Below are 13,103 nucleotides of genomic sequence, written 5' to 3' on the forward strand. Positions count from 1 at the left end.
ATTATACCAATACGCTTAATTAATAGGTGTATGTGCGTTGAAGCAAGTTACTTTTAAAGCAGTTAGCGTCACTTAACGCCCTTAAATTGCGTAAGCATTAATACGGATTGGTAGTACAATAAATAATAATAATAGAGGCGTCATAATGAAAAGGTTTAGCCTGGTTGCTGCGGCAGTTACCCTAGGGTTGCTTGGCTGTGCACAAGAAAGTACTCAAACGAATAACACTCCAGCGGTGACCAGCTCAGAGACAATATCACGAGCAGAAATAGACACTGTGGTGGAGCAATATACGCAACATTTTATTGCGCATCAGCCAGCATTAGCGACTTCATTAAGGCTGCCGGTCGCACAATACGGCAATTACAGTATAAAATTACCCGACTATTCCGTGGTCGGAATGCAGGCTTTGCAAGTCGACATGAATGCGGCTGCGCGAAAATTAAAGCGATTACAAAGTAAGGCGGCAAGCGCTGATGACTTATTGCATCTCAAAGTGAATGAAGTCATCGCTCGTTATTATGCCGGGTTCAAAGGGTTTCCAGCTGGGTATATCGATACTTGGGGTGGCCACCTTCCCTATGTAGTGAACCAGCTTTCAGGACCTTTGCTCGACATTCCCAATGTCTTAAAAGATCAACACAGTATTGCTAATAAACAAGACGCTTTGGATTACTTGGCGCGTTTAAAGGCGTTTGCCACAGTAACTCAGCAAGTGGCAACTAAAGTACAGGCGGACGCGCAAAAGGGCGTGATTTTACCTAAGGTATTATTCCCTAACACGCTGGGCTATTTGAACAACTTTATTGCACCAGCCCCATCAGCCCACCCATTGGTCACTTCATTTGCCGATAAGCTCGCAGCTGTGGATAGTTTGGATGAACAAAGCGCCAACGCGCTAGTAGCTGAAGCGAGCACCATCGTTGAGCAGCGACTTTATCCAGAGTTCAATCAGGTATTAGCGTTAATGCAAAAGTTGCAACCGCAAGCCCCAGAAGCGGTTGGCATTTGGGCTCAACCTAATGGGGAAGCCTTTTATCAACACGCCATTACCTACTTGGCCGATTCGGATTTAAGTGCCGAAGAAATCCATCAAATTGGTTTGGCTGAAGTGGCGCGCATTTCTAAGCGCATGGATGAAATCTTAACTGCCAACGGTTACAGTCAAGGCTCTGTGTCTGAGCGCATGCAACAGCTTAATGACGAGGAAAGGTTTCTATATGCCGACAGCGATGCTGGGCGTGAGGCGTTATTAGCATTCTTACGCGGTGAAATTAAGACCATTGAAGAACGTGCGCCGCAGTACTTTTCTACCTTACCACCACAACCTGTAGAGGTGAAGCGCATACCCAAAGCCGTGGAGGCGGGAGCGCCTGGCGGCTACTACAACGGGCCATCGTTAGATGGCAGTCGGCCAGGAGTATTTTCCATTAATTTGAAAGACATGAAGGCGGTTCCTCGGTTTGGCATGAAAACCTTAACCTATCACGAGGCGGTACCGGGTCATCACTTTCAAATCGCACTGAATATGTTGCAAACGGACATTGGTTTAATGCGCCAAAATGCCTCTTTTAATGGCTACATTGAAGGCTGGGCGCTTTACTCTGAACTGTTGGCCTTTGAAATGGGAATGTACAAAAATGACCCCTTTGGTGATTTAGGTCGATTGCAAGCAGAGGCATATCGAGCGGCGCGGCTGGTGGTCGACACCGGTTTACATTATAAAAAGTGGACTCGACAGCAAGCCATTGACTACTTTGCCGAAGCAACGGGTACTGCCATGAGCGATGTGGTATCGGCCATTGACCGCTACATTGCTTGGCCAGGGCAAGCCTTAGGCTATAAGTTAGGGATGATAAAGCTCGTGGAGCTTAGGGAGTGGGCCAAACAACAACTTGGAGAGCAGTTTGACATCAAGGCCTTCCACGATGTAGTGCTATTAAAAGGGGCAAGGCCATTGGCTTTAGTCGCAGAGGATGTGCAGGCTTGGGTAACAGCAGTTAAAGCCGGCTAAGTCGCGTAAGTGGTAAAGCCGTTTGCTGCTTTACCACTAGATTTAAGGCGTTGTTTCAACCTTTTCGATTATTTCCTCACCCCGTTTTTTGTCTGCCTCATCTGGCTGCAAACCATTATGTCGTTGCTCTATTTCAGGTTCGTAGGCTAACTCAGCGTATAAAGCAAAATGATCCGAACCAAACTTAGGCAAGCGCTTAAGTGCACTGACGCGAAAGTGGTGGCTACAAAACAAATGATCCAGTGGCCAGCGGGCAAAAGCAAATCGGGTATGGAAAGTGTTAAACATACCACGACCAACTCTTGGGTCTAAAAGGCCGCTTATTTTGCGAAACAAACGTGTGGTCGGTGACCAAGCAACATCATTAAGATCGCCGGTGATAATGGTTGGCCGTTGGTGTTTGGCAACCCGTTTTGCCACCACCACTAATTCGGCATCTCGCGGCTCGGCACTTTCGTTTTCGGTGGGACTTGGTGGCGCCGGGTGTAAAAAGTGGAAATCGATTGCAACACCACTTGGTAAGCTGATTTGGCTGTGTATCGAGGGGATATTCTCTTCAATAATGTATTCGATGGCGGTGTGCTGTAATTTAAATCGTGAGTAAACATGCATGCCATACAGGTTGGACTGGGGGCAGACAACACGATAAGGCAAGATATCGGTTAAAGAGTCTAACTGTGCTTGCCAATGTTGATCGCTTTCTAATGTGACTAAAATGTCTGGATTATATTCACGGACTAGGCTCAATAGCGGCTGGTATTGGCGATTGTTTTGTAACACATTGGCGGTAATAATCCGCAGCCTTTGTGCACGCGGGCTGGCCTCTTTCACTTCTTTTGACCAGCAGGGCGTGTAGGGCAAAATCCAACTTATCTGCCACAGTAAACAAGGTAGCAGCAGCGTTAAATAACCCGGCGAAAGCGAGCAGATAAATACCGCCATCGTGAGCGCTGCAGTGATGGTAGCCAATTGTAAACGGGGAAACTCAAACGAGCGAACAATCCAATGCGGGTGCCGAGTGAGGGGGAGGAAGCTGGCAACAACAACAAATATAACCATCCCGGTAAAAAACCAATTCATGGTGCTCCTTTGGCACGAAGTTAACGCTGCAATACGTTTATCTTAACTCAGTTACCTAGTAATGAATAGCGACGTTAAGGTTTTCGCTCAGGCAAGTGAGAGGGGTAGCCAAACAAAGCCTGGAACTTGCCTTTTATGCCCTTGGCTTGGCGGGTGAGCCTAAGCATGTGCTGCCACTGGGCAAAGTTAACGGCCACAAAATGTGGCTCTGGTGCCTCCCCGCGAATGCCATATTTAATCTGAATGTTGTCTCGATAAGGGGCAAATGTCCCAAACAGCTTATCCCAAATAATAAGTACCCCGGCGAAGTTTTTATCGATGTATTCTGGGTTACTGGCGTGGTGAACACAGTGGTGTGTTGGGGTATTGAAAATGTGCTCTAGCCATCCGAGCTTCCCCAGCGTCTGAGTATGAATAAAAAACTGAAAAGCTAAATTGACGCTGACAATAGTAAACACTAACTCAGGCGAAAAACCGAGCATAATCAGTGGCAACCAAAACAACCACATACCTACGATGGGGTACAGTAAGCTTTGTCGAAACGCGGTGGAAAAGTTCAGGTAGGTGGAGCTGTGGTGCACCACATGGGCGCTCCAAAACCAATGAATATGATGGCAAGCGCGGTGGAACCAGTAGTATAAAAAGTCTTGCAGAACAAACCCACATAACAGAGTTAAGGGCGTTATTTCAATATCAAAAAGACTAAATTGGTGTAACCACCCGCAAAGTGGCAAAAGCAATAATAAAGCCACAGCATCGCTAAATTGATGCGATAGGGCAAGGAGGGTATTTAGTATTGAGTCTGAAATACGGTAATGCTGACGATATCGCCGGTACTCCAGTGCGATACAGAGTAAGAAAAGAGGGCTTATAAACAACATTAACAGGGTAACATCAAACATTTCGAATGCATTTTTGACCAGTTGAGGTTTGAGCATAACGATGTTTGCTATTGACAATCTTGCCAGAAAACGCCAAAAATTTATCCAAATGCGACAGGATGGATCATGCACTCAACTTCCTATATCTATTTTTACAGTGCCTACCAAGCTCTGATACAACGATTGCCTCAAGGAGAAACGCTATTTAGCGACTTTCACCCCCTTGTTGATGTTCGTCCCGAACGGGTGCCAGTTAGCAGTTATGATGCGCTGTTAGAGCAAGCGTCAAAGTACAGTCAACAAGCGTTAATAGGGTTTGAGTTGGGGCGAGACATTCAACTGGCTGACTACGGTGTGTTGGGGTATTTAGTGGAAACGTGCGATACCTTGCAGCAAGCGCTGCAGGCATTATGCCGCTACGACGCCCTAGTTGCCGATATTGGTCGGGTTAAGTTTGACAGCGATGGCGACGTTATGACGATTGTTTGGCAGCTCAACACGGCCGTGGGGAAACAGACGATATTACGTAATATGACCGCTTGGGTGAGTGCCGCAAGACAGGTTTTAAAGTCGCAACTGGCGCCGAGTGGGTTAAGCTTGAACTTTGCCCTTACGGACTCTGAACGGCAACAACTGTGCAGCTGGTTTGGCTGTGAAATACACCCAAATGCTGAGCAAAATGCCATACACTTTCCTCGCGACTACCTTAGTATTCCACTCATCAGCGCCAACAAACAACTGAACCAACATATGGATCAAATGGCGGCATTGGGGCTACAACAGCTACAACAACAGCAATTGTTGGCTCCTAGAGTGACACAAGTATTGCAAGCCAAACAAAGTTTAGATGCAGTGGTGCAGAGCGCAATAGCAAAGCTATTCAACCTAAGTGTGCGCTCACTGCAGCGGCAGTTACAACGAGAGCAACAAAGCTTTCGAGGGTTACTCGAGCAAGAGCGAAAAAGGCGCTTTGAAACTATGATAGCACATGCTCCGCTGAGCGAAATTGTGGCAGAGCTTGGATTTGTGGAGCAAAGTGCTCTGAATAAGTTTTGCCAAAAACAGTATGGTCAAACGCCTACGGCACTGCGGCTTATGTATCGTGATAGTTCGTAACTGTTGATTTGGTTTGTCCTCGTGTCGGGTTTTGACGCCCGTCCATGGGCGTCAACTGACTTTATCGATGCTTGGCTAAAGAAAAGTAAGCAAAAGAAAGGGCGCTGCCAACATCACCTTGGGAACTTCAAGCCAGCAGACATTTTAAACGTTACCAGCATGTAAGTGTTTTAAAAGGACAGCCACCTTTTCACTTTAGTGGATTGGTTTCGTTGTCCTCGTGACGGGTTTCAACGCCCGTCCATGGGCGTCGACTGACTTATCGACGCCGCCCAAAGAAAAGTAAGCAAAAGAAAGGGCGCTCCCAGCATCACACTAATACCAGTTTGATTAATTAAAGGGTCGATTCTGAGGCAAGTAAATCTCGTCAATAACAAGGCAAAAATTTTGCAATTTGGTGCTGCCAAATAATAAATTTTTAACGCAGTTAGTGGCAGATTTACTCCCTCAGAATTGAGCATGTATTAAGCCAAGCTGGTATCGTCCTCAAGTAATCAGCCAATTTTAACGTTACCATCATGTAAGGGCCGTCCATGGCCCTGACATGCTTTTTCGCGCTATCCCGGCGCGAAATATGTTAATTGGCTGCTGACTTGAGGGTGTGATGAGGGAGGTTAGGTTGCTGCAGGTTCGTCGCTTTTAGCTAACAGTCATTGGCGGATACCAGTGAGGAGCGAACTGCATTTTATCGGGACAGCCACTTAACCTTGAGGATATTGGGTGTGCTGTCTAGGTGGTGCAGTCAGGAATTAAGGGAGAGATATAGCCAATGATGTATTAGTAAATTTGCTTTTAAATGGGTACAATTATTGTTTAACACGACCTAAATTGCTCGCAGAGTGTGCAATATAAGGGATGACATTTTATTCATTGCTAAAACAATGAATAGCGAAAAGGAAAAACCATGAATACTAAACTATTAGCCGGTATTGGTGCTGTGGCGATTGCCGTGGGTGCCTATATAGCAACACAACCTTCGAGTTCTAATGCTCATATCAGCCTCCCAGAACTTGATTATGTCCCTGCCGATACTGCCGTTTTCTGGGGCCAACTAACACCTTTTGAACAAAGTAAATACATGACGTATTTGCCAAAAGAGTTGCGCCAAATTCAACAGCTTGAGCAAATAACAGGGGCATTTCGTCAGCAAGACAATAAAAACCTAGATTTTTTAGCGACGTTAATGGAGCAATACAATCTGGCGCTAACTTCACCTGAAAGTATGAAACAGATTCTAGGCTTTGGTTCAAGCTTTCGCGCGCTGGCCTATACCGTTGGGTTGTTACCGACTATCAGATACGAACTAGCCGATCCTGAAGCTTTGCTAACAACTATTAAAATGGCGGCGCAAGATGCTGAAATTAGCTTTAGTGACGAGCAAATCAAAGGAGTTAATATTACTCGTTACAAGCTAGAGCTGGCACCCGAAGCGGAGCTTGAATTAGTTACTTCGGTACAAGGAAATTGGGTTACAACCACCATTAACACGCCATTTAATACCCCTGAAGATCTTGAGGTTGCGCTGGGTATTACCAAGCCTGCACAAGCTTTAAGTGAAACAAATAAGTTAGAAAACTACACTGAGCAGTTTGGTTTTGATGGCAGTGCACTGGCGTTTATTAACCATATCGCCATTGCCAACGGCATCACAGCCAATAAAAACACCGCACTCACTCGAATGTTAGATAATGCTCTTGAGCTTTCAGGTGACAGCACGACGCTTGCCGCTGTACGAACTCCCGCATGTCAGGCCGATTACAGCGATATTGCTAGTCAATGGCCGGCAACCGTGATGGGGGTAAAAGCCTTTAATTTCACCCCAGAGCAAGTCGAAATTGATGCCGATACCATTGTGGTGGCAAACAACACAGAGATGTTGTCAACGCTTGCAGAACTTCGCGGCTTTATTCCTCAGCAGCAAGAGCAACATAGTACTATGATGAGCATGGCCTACGGTATTGATGTTGCGCAGCTTGCACCGACCTTGAATACCCTCTGGCGGCAATTTACTCAAGCTGACTTTCAATGTGCTGAGTTAGTCGCATTGCAAAACCAAGCTAAGCAAAATAACCCCATGGCTGTGGCCATGATGACTGGGATGGCCAATGGCATTAAAGGCATGAGCGCATCGGTTTTTGCTTATACTTTGGAGCAAAATCAGCAAGGTGAACCTGAGCCTAAGGCATTTGATGCCTTGCTCAGCTTGTCGGCCGATGATCCTATGATGCTAGTCAACACAGCTAAAGGTTTGGCACCAATGTTGGCAGACTTAGAAATTCCTACGGATGGCAGTGCGGTATCCATCAAGCAATACCTTCCAGCGCCAACGCTTCTGGACGTTGACGTTAAACTGGCACTGAAAGGCCAGCACCTAGTGTTGTTTAGTGGCGATACAAGCACCCAGGTTGCCACTAAGTTGGCCGGCCAGAAACTGGAGAAGAATGGTATGGTTGCGTTTGAAATTGACATGCAAGCGGCAATGCAACCGTTAATGGCTATGTTGGCGGCTTCTGGCGAACCCTTACCCAAAGAATTCGCTGCACTGTCTAAACAAAACATGCACTTAGCCCTAAGCATGGATGTCAGTGATAAAGGCCTAGTGCTTGGTAGTGATATTGTGCTTAAGAAGCCTTAAATTAATTGAGTTCACTCTGCAATCAATACTAACAATGACATGCCGACTTTACGTCGGCATTTTTTTACTTAATGGTCATCAACGGCTATTAATCACACATATAATAACGGTTTGTAAAGGCACAGTTGTGATCGCCATAGCATGATACCGCCGCCGTTAAGCAATCTTGGCGATTAGTGGGAATATCATAGCCGCCAGCAATTTGCGGTGTTGCTTTATGCGCTAAGGTCTTATTATTCGATAGGTTTTTCAGCGGCTTTTTCGCTAATTTAATTTTCATAGTCATTTCCTTTGTTTTGTCATTTCACACAGGTTCAATGTGCGTTAAATAATCTTCACACTGCCAGTAAGAATGCTTTTCCTTTTTAGGGAACGACAGGGAAGTTTAAAATGTAATATAAATGATAAGTTTGTCAAATAAATGTTTTTAATGCGATTTGTCTCTGTTCGTTTGTCGGCTATTTTCATCCATGTCACACTGAGCGAAATCAGAGATTAGCAAGATGGATTTGTTTATGACTAACGTGAGTAGATGGTTATCTAGCTGCCTGTTGAGTGCAGCTATGGTGTTGTCGCCTTGGGGGAACGCCAATGAAACGGCGATATTTAGCTCCAAAGCTACCGCTCAGCCACAGTGGGCAGAGCAGGGGATGGTTTCCAGTCAAGAAGCGCTGGCAAGCCAAGTCGGTGTCGATATTTTACGGCAAGGTGGTAATGCCGTTGACGCTGCCGTGGCCGTTGGCTTTAGCCTTGCGGTAACCTTACCGCGAGCTGGCAACCTTGGTGGCGGCGGCTTTATGCTGGTGCATTTGGCTGAGCAAGACAAAACCATTGCTATTGATTATCGCGAAATGGCGCCAAGTAAAGCCCATAAAGATATTTTTATCGGCGAGGACGGTAAAGTAGACTCCAAGCTCAGCCTGCAACACGGCTTAGCCGTAGGCGTACCTGGCACGGTAATGGGTATGGAGCTGGCGCTAAAAAAATACGGCACCATGACCCTAAGTGAAGTCATTCAACCGGCGATAAAACTAGCGCGCAACGGTATCAGGGTGACGTCGGATTTAGCCAACTCATTATCACATGACTACATCCGAGCGCGAATGTTAGATGTACCGGCATCGAAAGCCATTTTTTATAAGCAAGATGGCAGTAATTACCAACCTAATGAAGTCTTAGTACAAACGGATTTAGCCGACTCACTGCAGCGTATTGCCAAACGCGGCAGTGCCGGGTTTTATCAAGGTGAAACCGCCGAAAAAATCGTTGCCGCGGTGCAAGCGGCAGGCGGTATTATGTCGCTCGAGGACTTAAAAAACTATCGCGCGTTGGAGCGTCAACCGGTGACGGGCCAATACCGTGGCTATGAAGTGGTGTCCATGCCGCCCCCTTCCTCAGGTGGCGTGCATATCATTGAAATGCTCAATATGTTAGAGCAGTACCCAATTAAAAAGCTCGGCCATAACAGTGCCGCCACCATCCATCTGATGGCAGAGGTGATGAGACGCGCCTATGCCGACAGAAGTAAATACTTGGGTGACCCCGATTTTTATGATGTGCCAGTGGCAGAGCTCATAGATAAGCGCTACGCAAAAAAACGCAGTTCCGATATTAATCCAGACACCGCAACACCTAGCAGTGCAATTAGTCCAGGTACGCTGCTGCCCTATGAGAGCAACCAAACAACCCATTACTCGGTCGTCGACAAGTGGGGCAATGCCGTAAGTAACACTTATACCCTGAACTTTAGCTATGGCTCCGGCATTGTGGCTGCGGGCACAGGGATACTTTTGAATAATGAAATGGATGACTTCTCTGCTAAACCTGGGGTGCCCAATGGCTTTGGCCTGATCGGTGGCGAAGCCAACGCGGTTGCCGCCAATAAACGCCCTTTAAGTTCCATGACACCCACCATAGTGATGAAAGACGGTAAGCCATTTTTGGTTACAGGCAGTCCTGGCGGCTCGCGGATCATTACCACCACGTTACAAATCATTATGAATGTCATCGACCATGGCTTGAACATTGCCGAAGCCACCGTGGCTCCGCGTATTCATCACCAATGGTTACCAGATGAAATACGCATTGAGCGCAGTTTAAATGTCGACACTCGACGCTTACTTGAAGCAAAAGGACATAACTTGTCGGAAAAAAATGCCATGGGCTCTACGCAATCCATTATGTTGACCGACAAAGGGATATTTGGTGCTTCAGATCCCAGACGTGCCGACAGCGCAGCACTTGGTTATTAACACTGCGGCGACTTAATCGCTGTTAATAAGGGGCAAACAGCCCCTTTTTTTATCCCTGTAGCAGTAAAAACACGCCCAGTAATGCGATGACACCACCGCTTATCATGGTTTTGGTGATGGCCTCACGTTTTATCACCGCCATAGTCATTACCATCAAAGGCGCGGTGGCAAAAATAGTTTGTGCTATGGCCGGATCGGTGTGGTTTACCGCAATAAGCTGTAGCCATAAGCCTACGAAAGTGCCAAAAAAGATGGCCGCAAACAGCCAATTTTTAGCATCAATTTGCTTAAGGGTCAGGGCGCGATAAAGGCTTTGCGAGCGCAGAAACGCCACCAACATGGCAACAAACAAGGTACCAGAGCCAAGTCTTATCAATGCTGCCCACAAACTGCTGATGTTTTCGTGGTTGAGCGCGCCTTTGGACAGCACCATACCTGCGGCTTGGCATGTGGCGGCAGTTAACGCAAAAACAACCCCCAGCAGGTAGTGCTTTTTATCCATCACCGGTTGGCTCTTGCTCGGTTTTATCGCCAGCATGACTCCCAAGGTCGTAATAATAATGCCCAGCCACGCTGATGCACTGAGGTAAACGCCTAATATGACAATATTCAACATACCGGCAATGGCAGGCGCTAAACTTTCAATCACCAGGGTTCTGGCCGGGCCAATATTTCGTAGTGCCGCAAAATAGGCACTATCACCAATGGCAATGCCTAAGATGCCACTGGCAATAAGCCAACCCCAGCTAGACAGTTGGCTAGGTAACAAGGTGTCTGAGGTAACAAGGATAGCGAATAACATTAACGCCGCGGCGATAACGCCCTTGGTGACATTCAACTCAAATGGGCTGAGATGGTGACTAAAGCGTTTATAAAGTACCGTTGAAAAGGCCCATAAACATGCGGCAGCGATTGCTGCTCCTTCACCAAGTCCAATCATAAGTCGTTTAGTACCTCATTAAAAATGTATTAGCAGCGTGCAGTATACGTGGATTGGCCAGAATAATCTCAATTGTATTTGGACGTCCATCCATCTAGAGGTTGATATTTTCTGGTTTCGGTTCATAATAACGGCATTCGATTTTTTAGGAGCATGGTATGCCAATCACGGTTACTGACGAACTTCCGGCCATTAGTCAATTACGTCATGAAAATGTTTTTGTGATACCGCAGAGTCGGGCTTCAACTCAAGAAATCCGTCCGATGCGCCTTGCTATCCTTAATTTGATGCCCAACAAGGTAGAGACCGAAGTACAGTTTATTCGACTGTTAGCCAATACGCCGCTGCAGGTCAACGTCGACTTACTGCGCCTAGACACCCACCGCAGCTCAGAAAACTCAGAGCAGCATTTGGATATGTTTTACCGCTATTTTTCGGATGTAAAAGATAAAAACTACGATGCTTTAATTGTCACGGGCGCACCGCTGGCGCACCTGGAATACCATCAAGTGACGTATTGGCAAGAGCTGTGTGACTTTTTTGATTGGGCCGAGCATCATGTGACTTCGACCCTGTTCTCGTGTTGGGCGGCTCATGCGGCCATCTACCATCACCATGGTTTAAAGCGCGAGCTAAAACAAGACAAGCTTTGTGGGGTGTTTAAGCACTATTGTTATTTTGAGCACGGTGCTTTAACTCGAGGGTTTGATGATGAGTTTCTGGTGCCGCATTCGCGTTATGGTCATATCGATTTTGCCCAAATACAACGCTGTGAAGACTTAGTGGTATTGGCAGGCTCTGAGACTGTGGGGGCGTATTTACTTAAAAACCAGTCAGGAAGTCAGGTCTATATTACCGGGCATCCAGAATACGATGCCGACACCTTGGAAAAAGAGTACCAGCGCGACTGTGCAAAAATGGCCAACGCGCCTTTACCACAAAACTACTTTCCCGATGACGACCCCAGTCGGACGCCATCAAAAACCTGGCAAAGCCATGCGTTTTTGTTATTCTCAAACTGGTTAAATTATTACGTTTACCAGACCACCCCATACGATATCAACCTGGTTAGCCAAGATGTAAGGACTAACAATTATGCCGAGTAATTCTGCCGTGAACGGTGAACAAATCAGTCAGCAACTGGCTCATGCCATGAGTCAGCGCATCCTTATTTTAGATGGTGCCATGGGAACCATGATCCAGCAGCATAAACTTGAGGAAGAAGATTATCGTGGCGAACGCTTTAAAGACTGGCACGTGCTTATTAAAGGCAACAACGACCTGTTAAGTCTGACTCAGCCTGAGATCATCAAACAAATTCATGGCGATTATTTGGCCGCGGGCGCTGACATTATTGAAACCAATACCTTCAATGCCACGACCATTTCCATGGCTGACTATGACATGGCGAATTTAAGTCGAGAAATTAACCTTGAGTCGGCGAAACTGGCCCGCAGTGTGGCCGATGAGTTTACCGCAAAAGAGCCCAATAAGCCCCGTTACGTTGCCGGTGTTTTAGGCCCTACCTCGAAAACTTGTTCGATTTCTCCCGACGTCAATGACCCGGGTTTTCGTAACATCACCTTTGATAAATTGGTGGCGGCTTACGTCGAGTCAACCTTGGCACTGATCGAAGGCGGTGTGCATTTAATTTTGATTGAAACCATTTTTGATACCCTAAACGCTAAAGCAGCGTCATTTGCCGTAGAAGAAGCATTTGAGCAAGCAGGGGTTACTTTACCGGTGATGATTTCTGGCACCATTACCGATGCTTCTGGGCGAACCTTGTCGGGGCAGACCACAGAAGCGTTTTATAACTCCATCCGCCATATCAAGCCGATATCCATTGGCCTCAACTGTGCACTGGGCCCAGACTTATTGCGTCAATACGTCGAAGAGCTCGCCAGTGTTTGCGAAACCTATACCTCTGTGCACCCCAATGCCGGTCTACCCAATGAGTTTGGTGAGTATGATTTAGAAGCGCAAGAAATGGCGCAAGAAATCATCGACTGGGGCCAAGCGGGTTTTATTAATATTGTTGGAGGCTGTTGCGGTACTACGCCTGAGCATATTCGCGCCTTTGCCAAAGGACTCGAACACACCGCGCCACGGCCCTTACCTACGCTTGAAGTGCGGATGCGCTTGGCTGGCCTTGAAGCATGTAACTTAAATTAGGATTTTCACC

At 46.7% G+C, this 13,103-nt stretch carries 10 protein-coding genes; 6 read left to right on the top strand and 4 right to left on the bottom strand.

The genetic code is table 11. The features are described from left to right. Positions 1–145: 145 nt before the first annotated feature. A complete protein-coding gene (locus tag R3P39_RS18105) occupies positions 146–2,014 on the top strand; it encodes a DUF885 domain-containing protein (protein WP_336569200.1) in 1,869 nt (622 codons plus the stop codon). A 42-nt stretch (positions 2,015–2,056) separates the two neighbouring features. Here R3P39_RS18105 and R3P39_RS18110 read toward each other — a convergent pair whose 3' ends face one another. Together R3P39_RS18110 and R3P39_RS18115 are read right to left on the bottom strand one after the other, a co-directional pair. Further along, positions 2,057–3,094 (bottom strand): endonuclease/exonuclease/phosphatase family protein, encoded by a 1,038-nt coding sequence (locus R3P39_RS18110; RefSeq protein ID WP_336569201.1) that lies wholly within the window; start codon positions 3,092–3,094, stop codon positions 2,057–2,059. A 74-nt stretch (positions 3,095–3,168) separates the two neighbouring features. After that, the gene (locus R3P39_RS18115; protein WP_336569354.1) at positions 3,169–3,996 is read right to left on the bottom strand and encodes a sterol desaturase family protein; all 828 of its coding nucleotides are present in this window, start codon (positions 3,994–3,996) and stop codon (positions 3,169–3,171) included. Positions 3,997–4,101: 105 nt separating this feature from the next. On the opposite strand from R3P39_RS18115, the gene R3P39_RS18120 reads away from it, so the two are divergent. Continuing rightward, positions 4,102–5,091: an AraC family transcriptional regulator gene (locus R3P39_RS18120; protein WP_336569202.1), complete on the top strand. Its 990-nt coding sequence runs from the start codon at positions 4,102–4,104 to the stop codon at positions 5,089–5,091. Between the two features lie 904 nt (positions 5,092–5,995). After that, on the top strand, positions 5,996–7,726 hold the full coding sequence (locus tag R3P39_RS18125; RefSeq protein WP_336569203.1) for a hypothetical protein: 1,731 nt from the start codon (positions 5,996–5,998) through the stop codon (positions 7,724–7,726). An 88-nt stretch (positions 7,727–7,814) separates the two neighbouring features. On the opposite strand, the gene R3P39_RS18130 is transcribed toward R3P39_RS18125, so the two are convergent. Further along, positions 7,815–8,006, bottom strand: coding sequence for a hypothetical protein (locus R3P39_RS18130; protein WP_336569204.1), 192 nt, complete (start codon positions 8,004–8,006; stop codon positions 7,815–7,817). A 283-nt stretch (positions 8,007–8,289) separates the two neighbouring features. Here R3P39_RS18130 and ggt point away from each other — a divergent pair, with 283 nt between their 5' ends. Further along, on the top strand, positions 8,290–9,978 hold the full coding sequence (ggt, locus tag R3P39_RS18135; RefSeq protein ID WP_442962063.1) for a gamma-glutamyltransferase: 1,689 nt from the start codon (positions 8,290–8,292) through the stop codon (positions 9,976–9,978). Between the two features lie 49 nt (positions 9,979–10,027). Here the strand turns inward: ggt and R3P39_RS18140 are convergent, their stop codons facing one another. Then, positions 10,028–10,918 (bottom strand): DMT family transporter, encoded by an 891-nt coding sequence (locus tag R3P39_RS18140; protein WP_336569206.1) that lies wholly within the window; start codon positions 10,916–10,918, stop codon positions 10,028–10,030. A gap of 158 nt (positions 10,919–11,076) precedes the next feature. On the opposite strand from R3P39_RS18140, the gene R3P39_RS18145 reads away from it, so the two are divergent. Further along, on the top strand, positions 11,077–12,024 hold the full coding sequence (locus tag R3P39_RS18145) for a homoserine O-succinyltransferase (protein ID WP_336569208.1): 948 nt from the start codon (positions 11,077–11,079) through the stop codon (positions 12,022–12,024). Further along, on the top strand, positions 12,014–13,093 hold the full coding sequence (locus R3P39_RS18150) for a homocysteine S-methyltransferase family protein (protein WP_336569210.1): 1,080 nt from the start codon (positions 12,014–12,016) through the stop codon (positions 13,091–13,093). Before R3P39_RS18145 ends, R3P39_RS18150 begins: the two co-directional genes overlap by 11 nt. Positions 13,094–13,103 lie beyond the last annotated feature (10 nt).

Origin of the sequence: Pseudoalteromonas sp. UG3-2 (genome assembly GCF_037120705.1) — a bacterium.
Taxonomy (GTDB): Bacteria; Pseudomonadota; Gammaproteobacteria; order Enterobacterales; family Alteromonadaceae; genus Pseudoalteromonas.

Bases quoted from the DNA above. Each gene is read 5' to 3' on its own strand.
- R3P39_RS18120 (WP_336569202.1), top strand. From the start codon at position 4,102: ATGCACTCAACTTCCTATATCTATTTTTACAGTGCCTACCAAGCTCTG.
- R3P39_RS18105 (WP_336569200.1), top strand. From the start codon at position 146: ATGAAAAGGTTTAGCCTGGTTGCTGCGGCAGTTACCCTAGGGTTGCTT.
- R3P39_RS18130 (WP_336569204.1), bottom strand. From the start codon at position 8,006: ATGAAAATTAAATTAGCGAAAAAGCCGCTGAAAAACCTATCGAATAAT.
- R3P39_RS18145 (WP_336569208.1), top strand. From the start codon at position 11,077: ATGCCAATCACGGTTACTGACGAACTTCCGGCCATTAGTCAATTACGT.
- R3P39_RS18140 (WP_336569206.1), bottom strand. From the start codon at position 10,918: ATGATTGGACTTGGTGAAGGAGCAGCAATCGCTGCCGCATGTTTATGG.
- R3P39_RS18125 (WP_336569203.1), top strand. From the start codon at position 5,996: ATGAATACTAAACTATTAGCCGGTATTGGTGCTGTGGCGATTGCCGTG.
- R3P39_RS18150 (WP_336569210.1), top strand. From the start codon at position 12,014: ATGCCGAGTAATTCTGCCGTGAACGGTGAACAAATCAGTCAGCAACTG.
- R3P39_RS18110 (WP_336569201.1), bottom strand. From the start codon at position 3,094: ATGAATTGGTTTTTTACCGGGATGGTTATATTTGTTGTTGTTGCCAGC.
- R3P39_RS18115 (WP_336569354.1), bottom strand. From the start codon at position 3,996: ATGTTTGATGTTACCCTGTTAATGTTGTTTATAAGCCCTCTTTTCTTA.
- ggt (WP_442962063.1), top strand. From the start codon at position 8,290: ATGGTGTTGTCGCCTTGGGGGAACGCCAATGAAACGGCGATATTTAGC.